Raw genomic sequence first — 21,083 nt, forward strand, 5'->3', positions numbered from 1 at the left:
GGAGTGGAGTTGAGTTGAGCAGTGGCTAGCATCGAAGTCGACGGCATAACCAAGAGATATCGCAAGCGGAACTCCAAGGAACTCGTCACGGCGGTCGATGGAGTGTCGTTCCTGGTGCAGCCGGGCGAGGTCCTCGGTCTGCTGGGGCCGAACGGGGCCGGCAAGACCACTACCATCAAGACGATCTGCGGATTGCTCAGGCCCGACTCGGGCCGGGTTCGCGTTTGCGGGGTGGACAACCAGCGCCAGAGGCAGAAGGCGCTGAGGCATATAAGTGCCGTTCTGGAGGGTAACCGCAACCTCTACTGGCGGTTGACGGTTAGGGAGAACCTCGAGTACTTCGCGGGGAACCGAGGCCGCTCCCGCCGCTCGACAAGTGCCGACATCGAACGACTCCTCGCCAGTTTCCATCTCGTGGAGAAGGCCGGCGAGCTTGTCAACAACCTGTCCCGCGGCATGCAGCAGAAGCTCGCCATCGCCGTCGCCATGCTGGCGGGCACCGAAGTACTGCTGCTCGATGAACCGACGCTGGGCCTCGATGTCGAGACTGGCTATGAAGTGCGCGAGCACCTGAACCGCATCGCTCGCGAGGAGGGGCGCACCATCCTCCTGAGCACCCACGACATGTCTGTGGTGCAGGATCTGTGCGAGCGGACCGTGATCGTGAGCGACGGCAAGGTGGTAGTCGACGACAAGGTCGGCAACCTTCTCAAGCTCTTCGACACCCGTGCCTACACCATCTCGCTGGTCGGCAGCCTCAGCGCCAGACAGCGGGCTGCACTGGAAGCCAAATTCCCGGCGTTGACGATCGAGGATGACGGTCACAACAGCAGCGTCCGGGTCGACCTGCGCCAGTCGGACGAGATCTACGACCTCATAGAGATCCTCAGGCTCGAGCGAAGCCACATAGATGCGATCGATCGCACCCCCGTCGATTTCGAGCAGGTGTTCCGCAAGTTGGTCGGCAGCAACGGCAGGGCGGCACCGGCTGTCGACAGGCCGAAGGAGGAGGCCGCGAATGCTTAACGTCCTTGCCGCCAACATCAGGAAGGTGGCGATCGAGATGCGCCGCTACCTGCCGAACACCATCAGTATGATCGTCACCTTCTACGCCATCTTCCTCATGTTCTTCTGGGGAATCAACGCCCTCGGTTCGCCAGAGAACGCCGGGGAGAGCAACCAGTACCTGATAGTCATCATGGTGCTCTGGTTCCTCTCGCTTATGGCGATGCAGGGGATCGGCTGGGAGATCACCCAGGAGGCGACGCGTGGCACGCTCGAGCAGCTCTACATGTCACCGGTTCCCGCCTGGCGCATCCTTCTCGCCCGGATGGTGGGGAACGTCCTGGTCAATCTGATAGTCATCGCGCTGATGCTGCTGATGGCCATGGCTACCGCCCAGGAGTGGCTGGTGTTCGACGTGCCCACGCTGGTGCCGTTGGTGTTGCTCACGATCCTCTGCATGCTGGGGGTGGGCTTCATGGTTGCGGGGCTGGCGTTGGTGTTCAAGCACATCCAGGCGCTCCTGCAGATCGCCCAGTTCATCTTCGCGGCGCTCGTCACCGTGCCGGTTCTCCTCACGCCCTGGTTCGAGCTGCTGCCGGTGGTTCGCGGCGCCTCCATGGTGCGCGAGGCGATGGCCGAAGGCACCTCGCTCACGGGTTTCGCGGCCTCCGACTGGTTGTTGCTGCTGGTCAACGCGCTCTTCTACTTCGGCCTGGGAGTGTTCCTCTACAAGTTGGCCGAGCGCAGGGCGATGAACAAAGGGCTGCTGGGGCAGTACTGAGGCCCGGGCGGATCGGCTGGCGGGCTCCCGGTACGCGCGCTGCTATGGGTGGAGAACTCGGCACCAGAGAGCGAACCGCCGCCCGGGGTTGCCGATGGACCTCCTTTCCGGTGGATTGGACAGTTGGCCAGAATGCCAACGTGAGGCGCGGCGCCTGCGTGAGGGGGCGCCACCGGACTGATCGCTCCATCCGCCGCTCTGGCGCGTCGAGGGGCAACACTGTACTACCTCGACGACGGTCAAGAAACCGAGGCAATAGACAGTCACGTACTCGTTCTGTTCGGACGTCGGAGCGATTTGAAGGTGCACCCGTGTGCCCTTGGCCGGCCCAGTCCCGACCTTCTCGAGAGGGTTCGATTTCTGACGGCCAGCTAGAAGATAAGTGGACTCGAGGCCCCGGGATTCAGTCTCGGCGAGCCCTCACCTTGAACAGCGTTTCTCCCGCCTTCGGCACGTATAGGATGCCCTCCTCCTCACGCCCCTGCCACTCGCTGGGATCGATCTCGTCGTGATCCAGGTAACCGAGGTTCAGCTCTTCGCACTCCTGCGGCGACAGCCGGGTCGCCAGGGTGACCTTCGCTCGCGGCTTCTCCACTCCGTCCTCATATGAGCCATCGCCGCGCACGTGAGTCGAATGGGCGAGAACCCCCAGCGGGATCTGCTCGAACCGCGGCCACTGCGCCAGGAAGTAGTCGAGGACGTGGTAGCCGATCTCGCGGATGTAACGGCCGTGGACTTCACTCACCTCGTCCAGGTGCGGCGCGTAGATGATGAGCTCTCCGCCTTCCGCCAGTGCCGGCTCGAGTTTGTACATCGCCTTGCCTGCCGTCCACAGTTCGTCGTACATCGGCGGCGCGCCCGAGAGTATCCGCTGGAACGGCTCTTCCACCCAACGGATCTGGCGCTCGCTCGAGAGGTCCGCCGCGGCCGACCACGCCTCCAGGTAGTTCCCGACGAAGAGTCCGGCGAGACCGTCGCCCTCGACCACCATCGCAGCCAGCGTGATCGGGGTCTTCACCAGCTCGGCCGCGGCATGGATCATCGCCCTCACCGGCGTGTCCTTGATGCCGATGGTTCCGCGTACACCCGACAGTGCGCCCAGCCAGTGAGTCACGTTGATCATCTCGGGACCGCTGATCCCCGGGAAGAGGTATTTGGCGCCCCCCGAGAAGCCGACGACCTCATGGGGGAAGGTAGGGCCAACGATGATCAGGTGATCGTACTCGAGTGCCGCCCGGTTGATCCGTACCTCGACGTCGCCACCGAGTGTCGGGTGCCAGCGCCGGCCGGCGATCTCCTTGATCCGGTCTGCGGACAGGGTCCCGATCGGCACCAGGACTCCTGGGTCGTTCCAGGCGTGGTTGATGATCCCTACCTGCCGGTAGCGCCCCTCCCGCTCCTCGCGCGTCAGGCCGACGAGGCGAAGCAGCCGTTCCTCGCTCAACGGCGGGTGGGTACCAAGCGCGACCATGAAGTCGAGTCGCGCCGCGCCCTGCAGCAGCCGGACGACCTCCCGGAAGAGCATGGGCAGAGGGATCGTCCGGGTGTGGTCGGGGATGAGCACCAGGACCCGTTCGCCGGTGTGCTCGCCCAGCCCCGCTGCGAGGGTTTCGCGGACACGTTCGGCAGCCAGCTTCCGGCCCGGCGGAGCGACTTCGGTGATGAGCATGTCGCAGTCTACGACCCGCCCCCTTGCGTGTCGCTCGCCCGCGACGCGCCGTGCGGCCACGCTGCCCGGTGCCCGCTCCGGCGGTTCACCTGAGTCCCAGATGTACCTTTCGCTCGCAATGCATCCGATCCGGCTCGGCCCGCATACCTAAGAGCGAGAGGGGGTGCGGATGAGATCGAGCTGATCCGGCGGGCAGAATCCAGGCAACCAAACGCGACGAGACGAGACTTCCCAGGGGGAGATGATGAAGACGAGGATCATGTTCGCGGCGCTTCTGGCGCTGGGCGCGCTGATCGTGGCGTTCGCCCAGGACGGAAGCCCAACCAGCGTGACGGCCATGGAGAGCGAAGAGTACGGTTCGTACCTCACCGACGCCGATGGGCGCACCCTCTACCTGTTCATAAACGAGGAGATGGAGTCGAGCGATCCCGAGAGGATGACCGAAGGGGTCCGCTCGAACGCCGTTTCCTGCACCGGCGGCTGCCTCGAGGCCTGGCCGCCGATAACCGCGCCGGTAGAGGCGGGCGAAGGGATCGACGAGGAGCTCCTCTACACCGCCGAGTTCGACGGTATGGAGATGGCCGTCTACAACGGCTGGCCACTCTACTACTTCGCTCGTGACACCGAACCTGGCCAGATAAACGGCCAGGGGCGCGGGCAGGCCCCTACCATCTGGTACATCGTGAGCCCCGAAGGGCATCCTGTGGAAGAAGGCGGCTGAGCCGCCGGTCAACTGCAGGAAGTGTCGAACCACGGGCGGCTCGTCCCCGCGGCGAGCCGCCCGTTCGCTAGTAGACTCGGCGCTGAGACTCGGCCACCACGATGCCCAGCAGCAGGAGGAGTGCGGCCGCCAGCGAAAATATGCCTGTCGCCTCCTCCGGTGCCATCCGCCACACCAGAGAGTTCCCCAACTCTCGGTAGACGTCGTTGAGGTCGGAGGCGTTGTCGACGAAGACGTAGCGTCCACCGGTGTCGGCAGCGATGCGCCTCAGGGTCGACTCGTCGAACCGGTAGCCCCGGCTGTAACCGCCGGGCCCCCAGTCACCGCCCCCGCCGCGATCGGTGCCTACGCCGACCGTGTGCACGGTGACCTGCTCGGGCACTATCATCTCGAGAGCGGTGACCGGATCGATCCCTCCCCGGTTCTGGCCGTCGGAGAGGAGTATCACGGTTGCCAGGTCCTTCGGATCGTCGGCAGCGGCACGGCGCTCCTCGAGGCTGGGCAGGGCCGCCACGCTCGCCAGCAACGCTTCGCCGATCGCGGTCCCGCGCTGCAGCGTGAGCTCCTCGATCGCCTCGCGAAGCAGATCGTGATCCCGCGTCGGTGGCGCGACGGTGTTGGCGAAGTAGCCGAAGGTGACGAGTCCCACCCGGATGTTGTCCGGCACGTCATCGAGGAACGAGTAGACCGCCTCTTTGGCCGCCTCGAGGCGGCTCGGCTCTATGTCGGTGGCCCGCATCGACCAGCTCGAGTCCAGCGCCAGGATTATCGCCGCCTGCGGATGGGCTTCCGGCGCGGGCAGGCTGGGACGGGCGAGGGCGAAGAGGGCCAGCGTGCAGGTGCCCAGGTAGATGAAGGCAGGGACATGCCTCCTCCACCTCCTGCCGGTCTCGCTGGCGCGGGCTATGAGGGCGAGATCCGGGTGCATGGTGACCGCTCGCGCGGCCGACCGCAGACTGCGGAAGTACAGCCAGATCAGCAGTGGCGCGAGTGCGAGGAGGGCGAGTCCCCACGGCCAGAGGAAACTCATTTGTCGACTCCCTTCACGGTAGGCGGCGGCTCGTCCGCAGCCCCACGGTGGCGGCGATGAGCAGCAGTATCAGGGCGACTCCTGTCAGCAGCGCGGAGATCTCGACCTCGGCGGCCTCCCAGCGGATCTCGCGGCCCAGGTCGCGGAACGCCTCGCGTAACCCCTCCGGATCGCCCGCGTCGAGCCGCTGACCTCCGGTGCGCTCGCTCATCAGCTCGAGGGTCTCCCCGTCGAAGGGAATGAAGTAGTCCTGGCCGTCTATGTGCGTTACCGCTCCGCCTACGCTCCCCACCGGCACGGTGTAGACCTGCACCTCCTGCTCCTCGGCGAAATCGAGCGCGAGCTCGAGCGCCTCGTTCGCCGGCAGGCCCGGATTGGCGCTGACGTTCGACACGCCGTCCGAGAGCACCAGGATCCGCCCTGGCGGCAGGGGCTCGGGAGGATCCACGCTCCCCCCGCCGGCGGTCGATCGCAGGTCCCGACCCGCGCCGCTCAGCGATTCGGGTGGTTCGGCCTCGCCTCGTCCCGGCAGCATCCTCACGCCGGCCACGATGGCGGCGGCGAGCGAGGTATTGCTCGTGGCCTGCACGCGTTCGAGGGCGGCGAGCAGTTCGTCGCCGGCGTTCGTAGGGGGGACGAGAACGAAGGCCGAGTCGGAGAAGCTGGCCAGCCCGAGGAGTGCCGAGGCCGGCGCGCTCTCCACGAACTGCTTGGCGAGGTTCCGGGCGACCTCCAGCCGGTTCGGGTCCACATCGTCGGCAAGCATCGACCGGGAGGCGTCGAGGGCTATGACGACGGCCGCCTTGTTCGCTGGCAGCGGTGGGCTCGCCTGGGGACGGGCTGCCGCCAGCAACAGGACGGCCAACGCCAGGAGCTGTAGCAGGCGCAGCGAACGGGTCCGCGAGGGTAGCGGTGGCCGGACGACGCTCGGATATAGCCGCTCATCGGCGAGCTTCCCGGCAGAGCGGGCACGCCTCCTGTCGGCGAGCCACCAGGTGAACAGCGCGGTCCCGAGGAGCAGCGGCGCCAACAGCAGCGCGTTCGGCCAGAGGAAAGTCATCGTCCTCACCGCACCGTCACTGCCGGCGTCCCCGCCGCGAGAGGGTGAAGCGCACCACCGGGGCGACCACTCCTTGGGAGGTCGAGATCTCGAGCAGGTCCACCCTCGATCGCCTGAACGCTTGGGTGAGCGCCGCCTGTCTCTCTGCCACCAGCCGAGCGTGCTCCCGCCTTACTCGCGGGTCGGCGGTGTCCACCCACAGCTCCCTGCCCGTCTCGGGGTCGCGCAGCCGCAGGTCGCCTGCGAGCGGGAGCTCGCGTTCGGCGGGGTCGCTTATCTTCACCGCGATCACCTCGTGGCGCAGGGCGAGCCGGCGCAGCTCCGACTCCCACCGCCGCTCGCCTCCTTCCGGCTCTATGAAGTCCGAGACGACGAAAACGAGTGCCTTGCGTTTCAGGATCCGATTCGCCTCGGCAAGGGCCGAAGCGAGAGTGGGCCGCGGCCCGTTCGGTCTCCTCTCCCTGCTGGCGCTGGTCCGGAGCAGGGTGCCGATCAGCTCGAGTGGCGCGCGGCGGCCGCCGCCGAGGGGGGAGAGCGAGATGTCGCCTTCGGAGAAGCTCAGCGCGCCTACCTTGTTGCCGCGCCTGGTGACGACCGCCGCGGTGAGGCCGGCGAACTCGAACGCCAACTCCTCCTTGCGCACGCGTCTGGTTCCGAACGCCATAGAGGATGAGAGGTCCACCACCAGCCACGCCCGCACCTCACGCTCTTCGCGGTACTGCCGAACGTGCAGGGTTCCGGAGCGAGCGGTGACGTTCCAGTCGATGCGGCGTACCTCGTCACCCGGTTGGTATTCGCGCACCTCGGCCAAGTCCAGACTCGGTCCATAGAAGAGACCGCTGTAATCGCCGAAGAGGAAGCCGTCGAGCCGCCTCAGGATCCTGAACTCGATACGTTTGAGGAGTTGCGTCGGCGTTTCACCCAGGTAGCTGCCCGGGCCGGGCGTTCCGCCTGGGAGGGTCTGGGTTGGTACCGCCGGTCGATGCCGGGCGAAGAAGAGTGCCACCATCGAGTCGTCGGCTCAGCCGAACGCCGGTCGCCCCTGTGCCGACCGGCCGCGCCCGTGCGGATCGCCGAGGTGCGTGGCCGGGGCCGATTGAGCGTCAACGATCCTTGCCACCACCTCCTCGAGGTCGACGCCGTCGGCCAGGGCCGAGTAGGAGAGGGTGACCCGGTGCCGCAGCACCTCGGGCGCCAGATCCCGTACGTCACCGGGGAGGGCGAACTCGCGGCCACGAAGCAGCGCCAGAGCCTTCGCCCCAAGGATCATGTTGATGCTGGCACGGGGGCTGGCGCCGTAGGCGATATGCTCCTTCAGCTCCGCAAGGCCGACCTGAGAGGGGTCCCTGGTTGCGCGAGCGAGACGCACCGCGTACTCGATGACGGCCGGATGCACGAACACCTCGTCGGCCAGTGCCTGCAGAGTCCTCAGCTCATCGGCGTCGAGCTGCACCCTCACCGGCTCCAAACGGGCCGACACCCGCTCTACGATCGTTATCTCCTCGAACGCCGAGGGGTAGTCGATGGTCACCTTGAACATGAAGCGGTCGACCTGCGCCTCGGGCAGGAAGTAGGTGCCCTCCGACTCGATAGGGTTCTGGGTGGCCAGCACCAGGAACGGGTCGGGTAAGGCCCGCGTCTCGTGGCCGATGGTCACCTGACGCTCCTGCATGGCCTCGAGGAGGGCCGACTGCACCTTCGCCGGAGCCCTGTTGATCTCGTCGGCCAGGATCAGGTTGGCCACTACCGGGCCCATCTCGACGTGGAACTCGCCATCTCTCGGGTTGTAGATCCGTGTCCCCACCAGGTCGGCCGGAACCAGGTCGGGGGTGAACTGGATCCGTTTGAAGGTGGTTCCGAGGGCTTCGGCGAGGCTGCGGATCGCCAGCGTCTTGGCTAGCCCTGGGACCCCCTCGATGAGTACGTGACCGCGGGCGAGCAGCGCCACCAGCATGCGTTCGAGCATCAGATCCTGACCGACGATCCGCTTCTTCACCTCGAGCAGCAGGCCGCGGAGCTTGGAGGCGGCGTCGGCCACCACCCGCGGCTCGAGTCCGCCTTCCGCCGTGACGCCATCGAGTGCCCTTCTCTCGCGAGGGTCGTCCATCTGCGCTACCTCCCCCTTGACCGGATCGCGTTCGGCTCCGGCCCGACCTGGAGACCTGCAACGAACAGCTGTCCATCCGCTGGCGCTCCGGCAACACCGGGCGCCCTGAAGAACGGCGGTAACGGCTCCTGCTGTTCCGGGGGCCGGGGAGGCGCCGGGGCAGGTGACGGCGAAGAGGGAGGAGGTACCGGCTCGAGCGGGAAGAGTTCGGGGTTCCCCTGGCCCATAGGCCCGTTGGGCCTTCCAGCGCCGGGGCGCATCCGGAAGAGTTGCCCCTCCTGATAGAAGTAGAGGGGGCACTCGGCCTGCTGAGGGGACTGGCCCTGGCCGCCGGGAAGTCCCTGGCCGGGCAACGGGATCAGCTCCCGCGGATCGTCCGGTTGCCGAGAGAACTGGACGAGGTCCAGGGCCGACCGGCTCCAGCTGTAGACGGGATAGGGCGTGCGATCTGCCGTCAGACGACCGACGGCGAAGGCGGCTACGACAACCACCGAACCGGCCACTACCGAGATCATCCGTCCGAAACGGGCGGAATCCCACCACGGTGAGTGGCGGCTCCCCCGCTGCCGCTGCCCCATGCGGCATGCTATGAGCAGTTCAGGTGATGGACGTGAGGATGGCGGCGGTTTGATGAGAAGACACGCCGTCGATGCCCGCCCGGCGGAACGGCTTGCAGTCCAACCTCGGAGGTGGGGCCTTCGACCCCACGTGAGGGACGGATCCAGAATAACCAGCAAACCCGCTTGACAAGTTACACGACACCAACATAACCTGATGGCAGGTTACAGGGCGGCGATAGCCCGTAGTTCGAGCGCCCGCCTCCCGCGGCCGGAAGGGAAGGGAACGCATGGTCGACTACCGACTCGTCAAAGATCACCAGCAGCAACTGGTGTCCGAGGTCCAGCGGCTGCGAGTGGCGAGGACCGCAAGGCAGAGCCGTGAGCTAACGACGGGCGGCAGCCCGGATCGGCAGTCGGGGCGTTCGGCGCGCCTCCCCTCCCTCCTCGAGCTCGAACGGGCGTTGAGCCGGAAGCTCACGCTCGACGCCTGCCGGCGTGCCCGGCGCGTCGCCCGGCGCCGAGCGTTGGCGAAGTTCTCGCGCACTCACTCGCTCTGGTACCGGTCGCTGTTCGGTCGGCGTTCGCTCCGGGCCCTGCCCGACGACTTCTTCGCGCGAAGCCCAGCCTCGCTGGCGCGCTCCTGGGCCGCCCAGTTCCCCTACTTCCGAGAGGTCAGCCGCGATCGTGACGTGGCGAGGCTCGAACCGATCGCCAGGGAGTTCCTGCAACTCCTCGCCGAAGAGGAGAGGCGGCTGGCGGTGTCGAACTGCTGACCGGGAGCAGAGTCCCGCGGCGTTCGCGGCGGCCGACGCGCGATCTCGGCGGGCCGGGCCCGGCGCTCGCCGGTGGCTCCACCGGGCCGCTCGGACCCTCGCCGGTAACACGGTGGCGCCACCGGATCCCTGATCCCTTGTCAAGCTGTCGAAGCCCGCCTGATTAGGGTGGTGCTCAGCAGGGTGAGCCCCCGGATCTCCAGCCCCTCTGCCTGGCCCAGGAGTTGCCGAGCCGCCCGCCGGCCCAGTTCGACGACATCGGCGGCTACCGTGGTCAGTCCCGCCGCCTGGGCCTCGATCCCGTCTCCGAAGCCGGCGACCACCACCTGCCCGGGCACTTCGAGCCCCCTCCCACGCAGCTCCTCGAGGCAAGCGATCGCCATGAGGTAGTCGGCGGCAACGAGTGAATCGAGCTCGCCTCCGCCAGCGAGGAACTCGCCCACCGCCACCGCGGCCTGTCCAGGCTCGAACTCGCCGGACAGGAAGCGAGTCTCGTCCACCTCGAGGCCACGCCGCATCAGCTGACGGCGGAACGCCGCCTCCCGCTCTACGCTGTCCTGTTGGCGCGGGCTCCCGCCCACGTAGAGCGGCCGGCGCCTGCCGCACCGGTCGAACACCTCGGCCGCCAGCAGCTCGAGCCCATGGCGGTTGTCGTGCATTATCGAGGGCACTTCCAGCCCGGCGACGCCGTGACTGACCAGGGTGGTGGGGATGCCGCCGGCGTGCAGCGAGGCGATCGTCTCGTCGGGCAGGACATCGGCGATGAGCATGACGAGCAGGTTCTCGCCGCGGAGGCGATCGGCGACCGCCGCCGAGTCGGACGGCCGCGGCACCTCGAGCACCTCCACCCGGTAGGCGCGGGCCTGCGCCACCTCCTCGGCCCCGCTGATGATGCTGCGCTGGAACACCCGTCGCCTGTTGTTGGTGACGACGAGCAGCCGTGGCGACTCGCCGTTCCCTCGCGGCCTCATATGATCGCCAACTCCTTCTGCAGTGCCAGGGCAACCGCGCCCAGCGCTCCGGTGAGGCGGGTGCTGGCCAGGGAGAGCCGAACTTCCTCCAGCTCTTGCGGGGGGAGCCACAGGGCGGCGGCGGATCGAAGCGCGGTGACGAACTCCTCGCCCAGGTCGGTGATGGGGCCAGCGATCGACAGGTGCTCGGGCCTGATCAACGCCACCGCCCAGGCTACGAGAGGGGCCAGCAGATCGGCCGTGCGGGCGATCAGCTCGAGCGCTTCGGCCGAACCGCGGTTGGCCAAGTAGCGGAGTTCGAGGTAGTCGACCTCTTCACCGTCGGCTCGCCCCAGCAGCCGGCGGATCTCGCAGGCCAGCTCACCCTTGCTGCCCAGCACCCGCGCGAGGTCGCCCGCCCCGACCGGCTGCCCGTGAAGGCGCAGTCCGCCCAGGTCGGCGCCGTAGTGGACGGAGCCCCGCTCGAGGGTCACGCCCACCTCAACACCCCGTTCGACGAGCAGCGTGACCAGCCGCCTGGGCGCTGCCGTCTGCAGTTCACCGAAGGCGAACTGGGCAAGGGCAGAGAGTTGGGTGCCGTGAGCGGCGTGGACGGGGACCCGGTGACGCTTGGTCAGCGGTTCGGCTACCTCCAGTTCGCTCCAACCGAGCGCGCTCGAGCGGGTGACTCTGCCGGAGGCGCCATCGACCACCCCCGGCAGGCCCACGCCGATGCAGAGAAGGGGCGCGTCGAGTTGCGCCCGCAGTCCGTCGATGACCCCGTTGAGCAGCTCGAGCGGCCGTTCCGGGTCGAGCTCGACCCGGTGTTCGGCGATCACTTCGCCGGCGAGGTCGGTGAGCACCCCGGTGACCGTGAAGTGGTCGACGCCCACTCCGATGACCTGGCGTGCCGCCGGCTGGAACTCGATGAGGCGGGGCCTCTTGCCGCCGCTCTCCGAAGCCTGGCCGTGTCCGCGCTCGCTCACCAGGCCCTCGTCTATGAGCTCGGCGACGAGGTTGGACACCGTCGGCTTGGTGAGTCCCGTCACCTGGGCCAGCGAGGCCCGGCTCTTCGAAAGTCCGAGGTAGATGGCCCGGAGCAGCATCTGCCGGTTGTGCCGGCGGAGTTGCTCATGAGTAGCCTTCTGCTGAGACAAGGTGTCTTCCAGTTTAGGCAATGCTCGCCTTCCGTTCGGGAAGACGAACGGGCAGGACGCCTGTCGGCTCCATCTCGCCGAAGAGCACCCGAACTGCCGCCTCGGTGTTCGCCGCGCGGATACCGTATGTGCAGACGCATGGGACGTGCGGGGGGGTGATCAGTGCGTCAGCGGGACTCCTGACCACCAGGTGGATCAAGTCGACTCCGCTCTGCGAGAGCTTCTCTACCACTTCCCGTTGGTCGTCGTCGCTCACCGCGTTCGAGGTCGCCACGATCACGGCCCCGCAGGCAGTAAGCGCGAACGGCCCATTGCCGTCCTCCACCACCTCCAGGTTCGGGTGGCGGGCCCGCAGCTGTTCCGGCAGGCGCAACTCCACTCGGGAGGAGGAGTCGGCCGGAGTCAGGTCGCCGACGCGGGGCAGGATCAGCCCCAGCCGCTCCTCCGGTTCGAGCCGAAGCGGCAGCTGCCCGGACCCCCGGACGAGGGTCACGGCCCGGTCGGCGATCTCCTGCGCCAACCCCCTGCCGTTGCCGATGCTCTCGAGTCGGGGAAGATCGCGGGGAAGCCGGCGGCGTGCGCCGGCGATCCTCTCCAGGCTCGCCCGCCGATAGTGGGGTTCGAGCGCCCTCAGCAACTCGGCCTGGTCGGGCAAGTGACCCAGCATCACGAGGTCGGCACCGGCGTCGAGCGCCTCGCGGGCTCGCAGTTCGGCGGGGCCGTCGGCGACTGCCGCCATGTCCATCGCGTCGGTTACGGCGAGGCCCTCGAAACCGAGTTCGGTCCGCAGCAGGTCGCTCATTACGGCCTTGGACAGTGTCGCCGGCCGATCGTCCAGGTGCGGGTAGCGGACGTGGGCGCCCATGACCGCGCCCACTCCGGCTGCGATCGCGGCCCTGAAGGGGACTAGTTCGGCGCTGGACAGCTGCTCCCGCTTCCGGGCCACTACCGGCGCCAGGTGGTGGGAGTCGAGTGCGGTGTCGCCATGCCCGGGGAAGTGCTTCGCGGTCGCCACCACCCCGGTGCTCTGCATTCCGCGGATGAGGGCAGCGCCCAGCTCGGCGACCCGGCCAGGCTCGTCCCCGAAGGCGCGGGTACCTACGACGGCGCTCTCCAGGTGACCGGCGAGGTCCAGTACCGGCGCGAAGTTCATGTTGCAGCCCAGCGCCAGCAGCTCGAGCCCCAGCAGCCTGCCCGCCTTCTCTGCCAGTTCGGGGGAGCGGGTAGCGCCCAGAGCCATGTTCCCGGGAAGCTCGGTGGTGCCGCCGGTTACCGCCATCAGCTGGCCACCCTCCTGATCGATGCCGATCAGCGGCGGGGGCACGCGCCCTCGGCGGGCGGCCTCGTGCAGGGAGTCGGTGAGCTCGCGCAGTTGGGCCGGTGACGCGACGTTGTAGGCGAACAGGCAGATCGCGGCTATCCGCCCTTCCGTCACGCCGTCGAGCACCCATTCGGGCGGGAAGAGACCGCGGAAGCTCACCATCAGCTGGCCCACGGCTACCCCTTGCTCCCGGTCATGCTTATCCCCTCGATGAAGTAGCGCTGGGTGAGGAGGAAGACCACCAACACCGGGATGACGAAGAGGACGCTCGCGGCCATGATCTCCTGCCACGGCAGCGGCGACTCCTGGAGGTTGTTCTTCTGCGCGACGTAGATGGGCATGGTGTAGAGTTCCGCCTTCTGCAGGTAGATGAGTGGCTGGATGAGGTTGTTCCACTGCGCCACGAAGAGGAAGACGGTGATGGTTGCGACCGCCGGCCTGGAGAGGGGCAGGATCACGTACCACCAGGTCTGTAGCGGGTTTGCCCCGTCGATACTGGCCGCTTCGTCCAGGTCCCGCGGCAGGGTCAGCATGAACTGCCGCAGCAGGAACACAAGCGCAGCTCCGCCTGCGAAGAAGCCGGGGATAGTGATCGGGTTGAAGGTGCGCAGCCAGCCGAGTTCGTAGAACATCACGTACTGAGGCACCAGCGTGGCCTGCACCGGCAGCATCAGCGTGCCCATCATCAGGCCGAAAACGAGGTTCCGGCCGGGCCAGCGCAGGCGGCTGAAGGCGTAGGCGACGAAGGCGATCGAGCCGACGGTGCCGAGCAGCGACAGCCCCACTGTGAAGAAGCTGTTGCCGTAGGCCCGCCAGAACGAGCTCTCCCCGAGCAGTTCGCCGTAGTTCGACCACTGCGGGGTCTCGGGCAGGAGCTTCAGCTGCGGTTGCCCTACCTCCTCGATCGTCTTGAGTGAGGTGCCGGTCATCCAGGCCAGCGGGAAGAGGAAGAAGGCGGAGGCGCCCACGAGCACGGCGTAGACGAGCAGTGTCACTGTCCTCCGCCTGAACGCTGCCCCGGCCAGTATCCCCCTCGCCGTGCGGTCCGAGAGGACAGCTGGTGGGCGGGTCGTGGCGTCAACCTTCATAGTGGACCCACCTGCTGTAGCGGAACTGGAAGACCGTGAGGGTAACGATGATCAGCGCCAGGATCCAGCTCGCCGCTGCTCCCTGGCCTATCTCGAGCTGTCTGAAGGTGCGCTCGTAGAGGAAGTAGGCGGCGGAAGCGAGGCTGCTCTCGGTGCGTGGGGTCTGGATTATGTAGACGGCCTCGAACGTCTGTAGCGCCGCGATCAGTCCGATGACGATGTTGTAGAACATCGCTGGCGAGATCATCGGCAGGGTTATCCGGAAGAAGCGCTGGACGGGCCCGGCGCCATCGACCTGGGCCGCTTCGTAGAGGGAGCTGGGCACCCCCTTGAGGGCGGCGAGGAAGATGAGCATGCCGGTGCCGGCGCTCCACATTGTGATGAGCACTAGCGACGGCTTCGCCCAGAGTTCGTTCTGCAGCCAGAGCGGAACCCGGTCCAGGCCGGGCAGCGTCGAGGCCACCTGGCGGAAGAGGGCGAAGTGGAAGACCGGGGAACCGCTCGTTTCCGCTATGGCGCCGAACGCCGCGAAGTAGCGGAAACCGTCCAGCAGAGATCCCAGCGCCAGCAGTGCCAGCAGGCCGGTCGAGACTCCCAGCAGCGTCTTCCTCTGCCCCTTCTCGAGCGCCGGGATCAGGGTCGCCGCGGCCAGCACAGCCACCGTTCCCCATATCCAGGCCGAGGAGGGCAGCAGCGCGGGGAAGACGTCCTCGAGGTAATCGAGGTCGCCGGGCCGGGCGATGGGGCTGCTCAGGGTGAGCAGCCGGAGGATCGCCGAGAAGTGGCCGTCCTCGATCATCACCAGTCTGACGGCGAGCAGGACGCCCAGGATGCCCGTGCCGGCGAACGTCAGGCCGAGCCGGCGCGGTTCGAGTCGCTTCCGGCGCCAGAGGAGGAACGAGATCGCCGCGACGAACGCGCAACCGAGCCAGAAGGCCGGGTCGATCCGCTCTGCCACGAGTCCCCGCACCAGCAGGGTCAGGCCCAGCACGATCGCTATCACTTCCGCCAACCGCGCGGCCGTTTCGCGCTTCCCGCTGTCGAACTCGCCCCGCAGGAGGTAGCCGAACACGGCCGCCCCGATCAGAGAAGGGAGGAGATAGGAGAAGGCGCCTACCGGGTCGCCACGGGAGATGCCGGAGTAGAAGGCGTTGAACGCCTCGACGACGAAGATGAAGCTCCGGTAGAGCCAGTCGAGTCCGGGGAGCGACTGGGCGATGGAGCTGAGCGAGATGTTCACGAAGCCGCCGTTCGAGGCGAGCATGTAGCGCCAGGCGAGCAGGATGGCGGGACCGCCGGCGAGGATCACGGGGAGATAGAAGATCAGTCGGAAGATACCTATGCCCGGCATGGGCCGGCTCACCAGCATCGCCATGCCCAAGGCGGTGACTATCTGAAGTGGAACGCCCACGAGGGCGTAGTAGAAGCTGTTGTACATCGCCTGGGTGAAGCGGCGGCCGTGCGCGCCAAGGCCCTCGATGAGGACCCGGTAGTTCTCGAGGCCGATCCACTCGAGTGGGCGGCCCAGACGGTAGTCGGTGAAGCTGTAGTAGAGGGAGGCCAGCGCCGGGCCCACGACGAAGATGAGGAAGCCCAGGATCCAGGGGGAGGCGAAGAGGTAGCCCCAGAAGGCGCGCCTCTGAAGGGCTGCCGAACCTCCTCGCCAGGCTGCGACACTACTGGCTGCCTTGCCTATTGCGAGGCTGCCCACCACGATGAAGGCGACCGTCGCGAATGACCAGTAGAGGTTGTGGAGTCTAGCTGCGGTGGCGGTGTCGATGTCCATCAGGTGCTCGTGCCGGCGTGGCAGGGACGCGGAGGCCGGGATAGGTCCCGGCCTCCGGTCCGATTCGGCTCAAAGGTAGCCGTAATCCTCCAGGATGGCGTCGTACTCCTCCTTGAGGAACTGTTGAGTGTCCTCGAGGCTCTGCTGATCGCTCAGGTAGAGGTTCACCTGCTCGACGATGAGCGGGCGCAGTTCGGCGCTGGCCCTGATGTCCGAGAAGGAACGTCCGTACTCGACGGCCATGTCGAGCATGTCCGACCATACCTCGCTGCTCTCTCTGATCCGGGTCCAGGCGTCCTGACGGGTAGGGGTGAAGCCGGCTACCTCGTTCAGCGCCAGGGCGTTCTCCTGCGAGCCGATGAACTTCAGGAACTCGACCGCCAGCTCCGGGTCCTCGACGTAGCTCGGCACCGAGAGCCAGTCGGTGAAGACCTGGATGAGCGGCTCGCCATCCGGGCCGGCAGGGTAGGGGGCGATTACGATCTCGTTCCACAGCGGATCGCTCACGGGCGGCATGTTCCACATCGGGAAGATACCGCTGACCACGAGGTCGGAGGCGATGGGCGGCCCCTGCATGGGCGGCAGCCCGGCGGTGGTCTCGGTGGGCAGGATCGCGCGGCGGCGGTCGTACATGAACTGCAGGGCCTGGGCGGTCTCGTCGCTGTCGAAGGCGCTGCTGCCGTCTTCGTGATAGAGCTCGCCCCCTGCGGTCCAGACGTAGGCGATGAACTCCTGAGCGTCGAAGAGCCCGCCGCCGATGTCCATGAAGCCCATCTTCTGAACCGCGCCGTCCGCTACCTCGGAGTTGGCTTCCACGAAGGCGATGGCGTCCTCGAAGGTGAGGGGCGGTATGGCGGAGGGGTCGGCCGCCAGGTCGCTGCGGTAAAAGATGGGGCGCGGGCTCATCAGCAGCGGCAGGCCGCGCAGGTGTCCCTCCCAGGTGGCCGTTTCGAGGGCGGCCGGCAGATACTCTTCCAGATCGGGCCAGTCGCCGATGTATGGATCGATGTCGGTGAGCAGGTCGCCATATGTGGCGGCGTATTCGGAGCCGAGGTAGACGATGTCGGGCCCGTCGCCGGTGGTGATCCAACCGGCCACCGCGGCGTCGAAGTCGCCCCAGCCGCCGGTGATTATGTCGAGGTCTACGTCCGGGTGGGATTCCTGGAAGGCCGGGAAGGCCTCCTCGCGGAACCAGTCCATCGTGTCTTCGGTGAGGCCGGTGATGTAGATCTCCAACGACCGCTGCGCGGTTGCGAAGGAGAGGGCGGCTAGGGCGAGCGCGATCAGCGCGCTCCTAAGACCTTTCATTCTCATCTGTCTTCCTCTCTTTGACCAGTTCGAACTCGTCCCGGGACTACCGAAGCCCCGGGAATGCAGCCGCGGTGCGAGCCGACCTCCCTTCGTTAGTAAGGAAACCTTACTTATTGATTGCCGTAGCTTAGGGAAGAGGGAGTTGGCTTGTCAAGAGCCGGCTTGGATCGGTTCGATAGGGCGCTGACGCGAACATGACCGAACTCGTGTTCGCGCCTCCAAGCGGCCTGCCTTGGAAATCTTCAGTTGGGCACGATGAGCACCATGCCGGCGAAGATCAGGTCGGGGTCCTGGATGAGGTGCCGGTTCGCCTCGAGGATGTCGGGCCAGCGGTAACCGGCCCGGTAGAAGAACGCGGCTATCGAGGAGAGGGAGTCGCCCGGCTGGACCGTGTAGATGCCACGAGCGCCGGTGAGGAGGGCTACCTCGTTCTGCGCCTCCTCCAGCGCCTCCCTGACAGCTGCGAGTTCGTCTCGTTGCGCCTGGGTCGTCTGTTCCAGGCCCGCCTGCCTCTCGAGCAGGGTGGAGAGCCTGCCGGTCAGCTCGTTGGCCCGGCCCTGGGCACTCTCCAGGTCGCTCCTGGTGGCCCCCAGCTGCTCATCGAGCGTAGCCGTCCGGTCTCCCAGCTCGTCCAGTCGCTGCTGCAGCGCATCACGCTGAGCAAGGGCCTGGCCGACCTGTGCTCGGCTCGCCTCCAGCTCCTCTGCGAGGCGGTCGCGCTCGCTCCGGGCAGCTGTCAGCTGGTTCTGCAGGTCCTCGTTGCGCGCCCGAGCACCCTCGAGAGCCGGTTCGAGCTCGGCCGAGCGCTCCTCGCTCGCTGCCAGGGCGTTCTCCAGCTCCTCTACGCGACCCCGGCCGGCGTCGAGGGCGCCCTCCAGTTCGGTGATCCGCTCCCCGCGTACGGCCACGACGCTCTCGAGTTGAGCGATCCGCTCTTGGCCCGCCGCCAGAGCGCTTTCGAGCTCTGCGATCCGCTCCTCACCGGTTGCCAGGGCGCCCTCCAGTTGAGCGATCCGCTCTTGGCCCGCCGTCAGGGCACTCTCGAGTTCCGCGATCGTTCCTTGCGCCTGCGCCCGGGCCGACTCCATTTCCGCGATCCGCTCCTCGCCCGCCGCAACGACTGCTTCGAGCTCGGATATGTGCGCCAGCCGGCTGTCGAGCGCGCCCTCGACCATGGTCAGTCGAGCCTCCAGACTCTCGTTCTGCACCAGCAGCTCGGTGTTCTGCGCTGTGGCCCCGTCGCGCTCGCCGGCGAGCGTTTCGGCTCGGGCGTTCGCCTCGGCCAGACTCGATTCGAGCACCTCGATCCGTCCGGTCAGCCCGTCTATCTGGGCGCCCAGTTGCGCACTGCGCGATCGTGCCTCTTCGAGCTCGGCGCTCGTCTGCTCCTTCGCCGTCAGAGCTTCCTCCAGTTGGGCCTGCAACCCTGAGATCCGCTCCTCTTCGGCGCTGAGGAGCGAGCGCGATTCGGCCAGCCTCGCCTCGGCGCCATCGAGCGCCTCCTGTAAGCGGTCCCGCTCGGCCTCCACTGTCGCAAGCTGTTCCGTCAGTAGGCCCCTGCCGTCCTGAGCGCTCTGCAACTCGGCACGGACCTCCTCGACCTGTGCGGCGAGCGATCGGGTCTGGGCCTGAAGTTCCTCGTTCTCGGCGGCGAGATCCCGCTCCCGTTGACTGGGCCCGCAGGCACTCAACAGCAGCGCGGCGGCGAGCAGCGTGATCCGGAGCGACAGGCGCGAGTGGTTCATAACGACGACTCCCAGGCTATGGCCAGACGATCGAGTTGAATCAAAGTTAGCAGGAGATGAGAGCCCCCGGCGTCCAACTTCTTACTCGTTTTCGTTCAGGCGTTCCCGGCGATCTGGCCCAGCTCGGTCTCGAGCGCTTCGAGTTCGCGCCCGCCAGCCATCATCTCGAGCACCTCGTCCCGGCTGACCTCGCTCTTGTCGAACGTCCCGTAGCTCTGACCCCGCTTGAGGATGGTGAAGCGATCGGCGACCGGGTAGGCGTGATGCACATTGTGGGTGATGAAGATGACGCCGATCCCTCGGGCCTTGGCCTGGGCAATGTAGCGGAGGACGGTCGCTGCCTGCTTCACCCCCAGCGCGGAGGTCGGCTCGTCGAGGATCAGCACCTTGGCGCCGAAGTAGACCGCGCGGGCGATCGCCACGCACTGTCGCTCGCCGCCCGACATCGTGCCCACCGCCTGCGACGGATCGCGGATGTCGATGCCCATCTTGCCCATCTCCTCGCGCACGGTTCGCCGTGCGAAGTCGAGGTCCATCGTTCGGAACGGCCCCCAGCCCCGTACCGGTTCGCGTCCCACGAAGAAGTTGCGGGTGACGCTCATCAGCGGCTGGATCGAGAGGTGCTGATGCACGGTCGCGATCCCCAAGTCGAGCGCGTGCCGCGGCGAAGCCAGACGAACGGGCCGGCCCTCGACGAGAAGTTCTCCGCGGTCGGGCTGGTGGACACCGGAGAGGATCTTGATAAGTGTCGACTTGCCGGCGCCGTTGTCACCGAGGAGGCACATGACCTCGCCGCTGTGAACGCTCATCGAGACGTCCTGGATCGCGATTACCTGGCCGAAGAACTTCGACACGCCCCGGGCTTCGAGGAGTTCGCTCACCCGTCGGACTCCGGTCCGCGTCCAGGAGTGGTGGGCCGAACGCTCATCGGCGCCCCCTCATCCGCTCGCCTCCGTCGCCCGCCTCCTGATGAAGTTGTTGAAGACGACGGCGATGAGCAGCATCACGCCGAGGAACACGTTGAACCAGTCGGTGTTGATCCCGGTGAAGAAGATGCCCTGCAGGACCATGCCGAAGATGAGGGCGCCGAAGACGGCGCCTATCGCCGAGCCGTAGCCGCCGGTGAGAAGGCAACCGCCGATGACGGCGGCGATGATCGCCTCGAACTCCTTGAGCAGTCCGCGGCTCACGTCTGCCGAGCCGAAGTCGATGACCTGCAGAGCGGCGAAGATGGTCGCGCTCGTCGCTGTGCCGATGAATAGAAGTATCCTCACCAGTTCGACGGGCACGCCTGAGTTGCGAGCCGCCTCCGAGTCGCCGCCGACCGCGTAGATCCAGTTCCCGAAGCGGGTCTTCTGCAGGACCCAGCTGGCGACGATGGCCAGTCCCAACCACCAGTAGACGGAGATGGGCAGGCCCAGGATCTCACCGTGGAACAGCCGGCCCAAGGGATCCCCCGCCAGGTGGTCGCCCACCCCGCGCACTTGGGTGCGGCCCGTGAGCAGCCGGGTGAAGCCGATGGTGAGGCCGCGCAGTATGAACAGGAACGCAAGGGTGACGATGAACGAAGGCAACCTCGTGCGGTTGACGATGGTGCCGTTGATGAAGCCAACCAGCGCCGCGGTGGCGAAGGCGAGGAGGATCGATAGCGAGAGGGGCCAGCCGAACTCGACGGTCGGTATGGCCATCACTACCCCGGCCGTGGCGATCATCGAGCCGATCGACAGGTCGAACTCGCCTCCGATCATCAGCAGCGCCGCGAATATCGCCAGGATCCCCAGTTGCGCCGAGACCTCCAGCCAGCTCGAGATTCCGCGGAAGTTCAGGAAGCCGTTGTCGCCCGCCACGATGGCGAAGAAGACGAAGACGAGGACGGCGCCCGAAACCGCCCCCAGTTCGGGCCTGGCCAGGAGCCGCCGGATCGGCGATACCCGCCTGAGCCGTTCGTCTCCTCGGGATCTGAGCTCGGTAGCCATCGCAGGAGGGCGGGAGAACCCCTCCAGGAGTCCTCCCGTCGTT

19 protein-coding genes are annotated in these 21,083 nt (G+C 67.0%); 4 read left to right on the forward strand and 15 right to left on the reverse strand.

Annotation, left to right across the window (positions count from 1 at the left end; genetic code table 11):
- Window positions 1–21: 21 nt before the first annotated feature.
- Window positions 22–1,026 carry an ABC transporter ATP-binding protein gene (locus tag VF168_12650; GenBank protein ID HEX7005027.1) on the forward strand — a complete coding sequence of 335 codons (1,005 nt, stop codon included), beginning with the start codon at window positions 22–24 and terminating at the stop codon, window positions 1,024–1,026.
- Window positions 1,019–1,786: an ABC transporter permease gene (locus VF168_12655; GenBank protein ID HEX7005028.1), complete on the forward strand. Its 768-nt coding sequence runs from the start codon at window positions 1,019–1,021 to the stop codon at window positions 1,784–1,786. The genes VF168_12650 and VF168_12655 overlap by 8 nt, the downstream gene beginning before the upstream one ends.
- 403 nt (window positions 1,787–2,189) lie before the next feature.
- On the opposite strand, the gene VF168_12660 is transcribed toward VF168_12655, so the two are convergent.
- Window positions 2,190–3,455: a lactate racemase domain-containing protein gene (locus VF168_12660; GenBank protein ID HEX7005029.1), complete on the reverse strand. Its 1,266-nt coding sequence runs from the start codon at window positions 3,453–3,455 to the stop codon at window positions 2,190–2,192.
- Window positions 3,456–3,696: 241 nt separating this feature from the next.
- Here VF168_12660 and VF168_12665 point away from each other — a divergent pair, with 241 nt between their 5' ends.
- Window positions 3,697–4,176: a hypothetical protein gene (locus VF168_12665; GenBank protein HEX7005030.1), complete on the forward strand. Its 480-nt coding sequence runs from the start codon at window positions 3,697–3,699 to the stop codon at window positions 4,174–4,176.
- A gap of 67 nt (window positions 4,177–4,243) precedes the next feature.
- Here the strand turns inward: VF168_12665 and VF168_12670 are convergent, their stop codons facing one another.
- From VF168_12670 to VF168_12690, 5 genes are read right to left on the reverse strand one after another with little or no spacing between them, the layout of a single operon-like run.
- The gene (locus VF168_12670) at window positions 4,244–5,206 is read right to left on the reverse strand and encodes a VWA domain-containing protein (GenBank protein ID HEX7005031.1); all 963 of its coding nucleotides are present in this window, start codon (window positions 5,204–5,206) and stop codon (window positions 4,244–4,246) included.
- A 13-nt stretch (window positions 5,207–5,219) separates the two neighbouring features.
- Window positions 5,220–6,266, reverse strand: coding sequence for a VWA domain-containing protein (locus VF168_12675; GenBank protein ID HEX7005032.1), 1,047 nt, complete (start codon window positions 6,264–6,266; stop codon window positions 5,220–5,222).
- A gap of 16 nt (window positions 6,267–6,282) precedes the next feature.
- On the reverse strand, window positions 6,283–7,275 hold the full coding sequence (locus VF168_12680; GenBank protein ID HEX7005033.1) for a DUF58 domain-containing protein: 993 nt from the start codon (window positions 7,273–7,275) through the stop codon (window positions 6,283–6,285).
- 12 nt (window positions 7,276–7,287) lie between these two features.
- Complete coding sequence (locus VF168_12685; protein HEX7005034.1) at window positions 7,288–8,373, reverse strand: AAA family ATPase; 1,086 nt, start codon at window positions 8,371–8,373, stop codon at window positions 7,288–7,290.
- A 5-nt stretch (window positions 8,374–8,378) separates the two neighbouring features.
- On the reverse strand, window positions 8,379–8,951 hold the full coding sequence (locus VF168_12690) for a hypothetical protein (protein HEX7005035.1): 573 nt from the start codon (window positions 8,949–8,951) through the stop codon (window positions 8,379–8,381).
- 269 nt (window positions 8,952–9,220) lie between these two features.
- Here VF168_12690 and VF168_12695 point away from each other — a divergent pair, with 269 nt between their 5' ends.
- Window positions 9,221–9,706, forward strand: coding sequence for a hypothetical protein (locus VF168_12695; protein HEX7005036.1), 486 nt, complete (start codon window positions 9,221–9,223; stop codon window positions 9,704–9,706).
- Window positions 9,707–9,846: 140 nt separating this feature from the next.
- Here the strand turns inward: VF168_12695 and VF168_12700 are convergent, their stop codons facing one another.
- The 9 genes from VF168_12700 to VF168_12740 form a co-directional block, all read right to left on the reverse strand.
- Window positions 9,847–10,677, reverse strand: a complete 831-nt coding sequence (locus VF168_12700; protein ID HEX7005037.1) for a substrate-binding domain-containing protein — start codon at window positions 10,675–10,677, stop codon at window positions 9,847–9,849.
- Entirely contained in the window at window positions 10,674–11,834 is a 1,161-nt protein-coding gene (locus tag VF168_12705) for an ROK family transcriptional regulator (protein HEX7005038.1), read from the reverse strand. Before VF168_12705 ends, VF168_12700 begins: the two co-directional genes overlap by 4 nt.
- On the reverse strand, window positions 11,827–13,308 hold the full coding sequence (gene nagZ, locus VF168_12710) for a beta-N-acetylhexosaminidase (protein HEX7005039.1): 1,482 nt from the start codon (window positions 13,306–13,308) through the stop codon (window positions 11,827–11,829). The genes VF168_12705 and nagZ overlap by 8 nt, the downstream gene beginning before the upstream one ends.
- 2 nt (window positions 13,309–13,310) lie before the next feature.
- The gene (locus VF168_12715; protein ID HEX7005040.1) at window positions 13,311–14,222 is read right to left on the reverse strand and encodes a carbohydrate ABC transporter permease; all 912 of its coding nucleotides are present in this window, start codon (window positions 14,220–14,222) and stop codon (window positions 13,311–13,313) included.
- Window positions 14,212–16,008 (reverse strand): sugar ABC transporter permease, encoded by a 1,797-nt coding sequence (locus VF168_12720; GenBank protein ID HEX7005041.1) that lies wholly within the window; start codon window positions 16,006–16,008, stop codon window positions 14,212–14,214. Before VF168_12720 ends, VF168_12715 begins: the two co-directional genes overlap by 11 nt.
- Window positions 16,009–16,077: 69 nt before the next feature.
- Window positions 16,078–17,322, reverse strand: a complete 1,245-nt coding sequence (locus VF168_12725) for an extracellular solute-binding protein (GenBank protein ID HEX7005042.1) — start codon at window positions 17,320–17,322, stop codon at window positions 16,078–16,080.
- 239 nt (window positions 17,323–17,561) lie between these two features.
- On the reverse strand, window positions 17,562–19,064 hold the full coding sequence (locus tag VF168_12730; GenBank protein ID HEX7005043.1) for a LysM peptidoglycan-binding domain-containing protein: 1,503 nt from the start codon (window positions 19,062–19,064) through the stop codon (window positions 17,562–17,564).
- A 95-nt stretch (window positions 19,065–19,159) separates the two neighbouring features.
- On the reverse strand, window positions 19,160–19,945 hold the full coding sequence (locus VF168_12735; protein ID HEX7005044.1) for an ATP-binding cassette domain-containing protein: 786 nt from the start codon (window positions 19,943–19,945) through the stop codon (window positions 19,160–19,162).
- A gap of 57 nt (window positions 19,946–20,002) precedes the next feature.
- Complete coding sequence (locus VF168_12740) at window positions 20,003–21,040, reverse strand: ABC transporter permease (GenBank protein ID HEX7005045.1); 1,038 nt, start codon at window positions 21,038–21,040, stop codon at window positions 20,003–20,005.
- Between the last annotated feature and the right edge of the window lie 43 nt (window positions 21,041–21,083).

The organism is Trueperaceae bacterium, assembly GCA_036381595.1.
GTDB lineage: Bacteria > Deinococcota > Deinococci > Deinococcales > Trueperaceae > DASVCN01.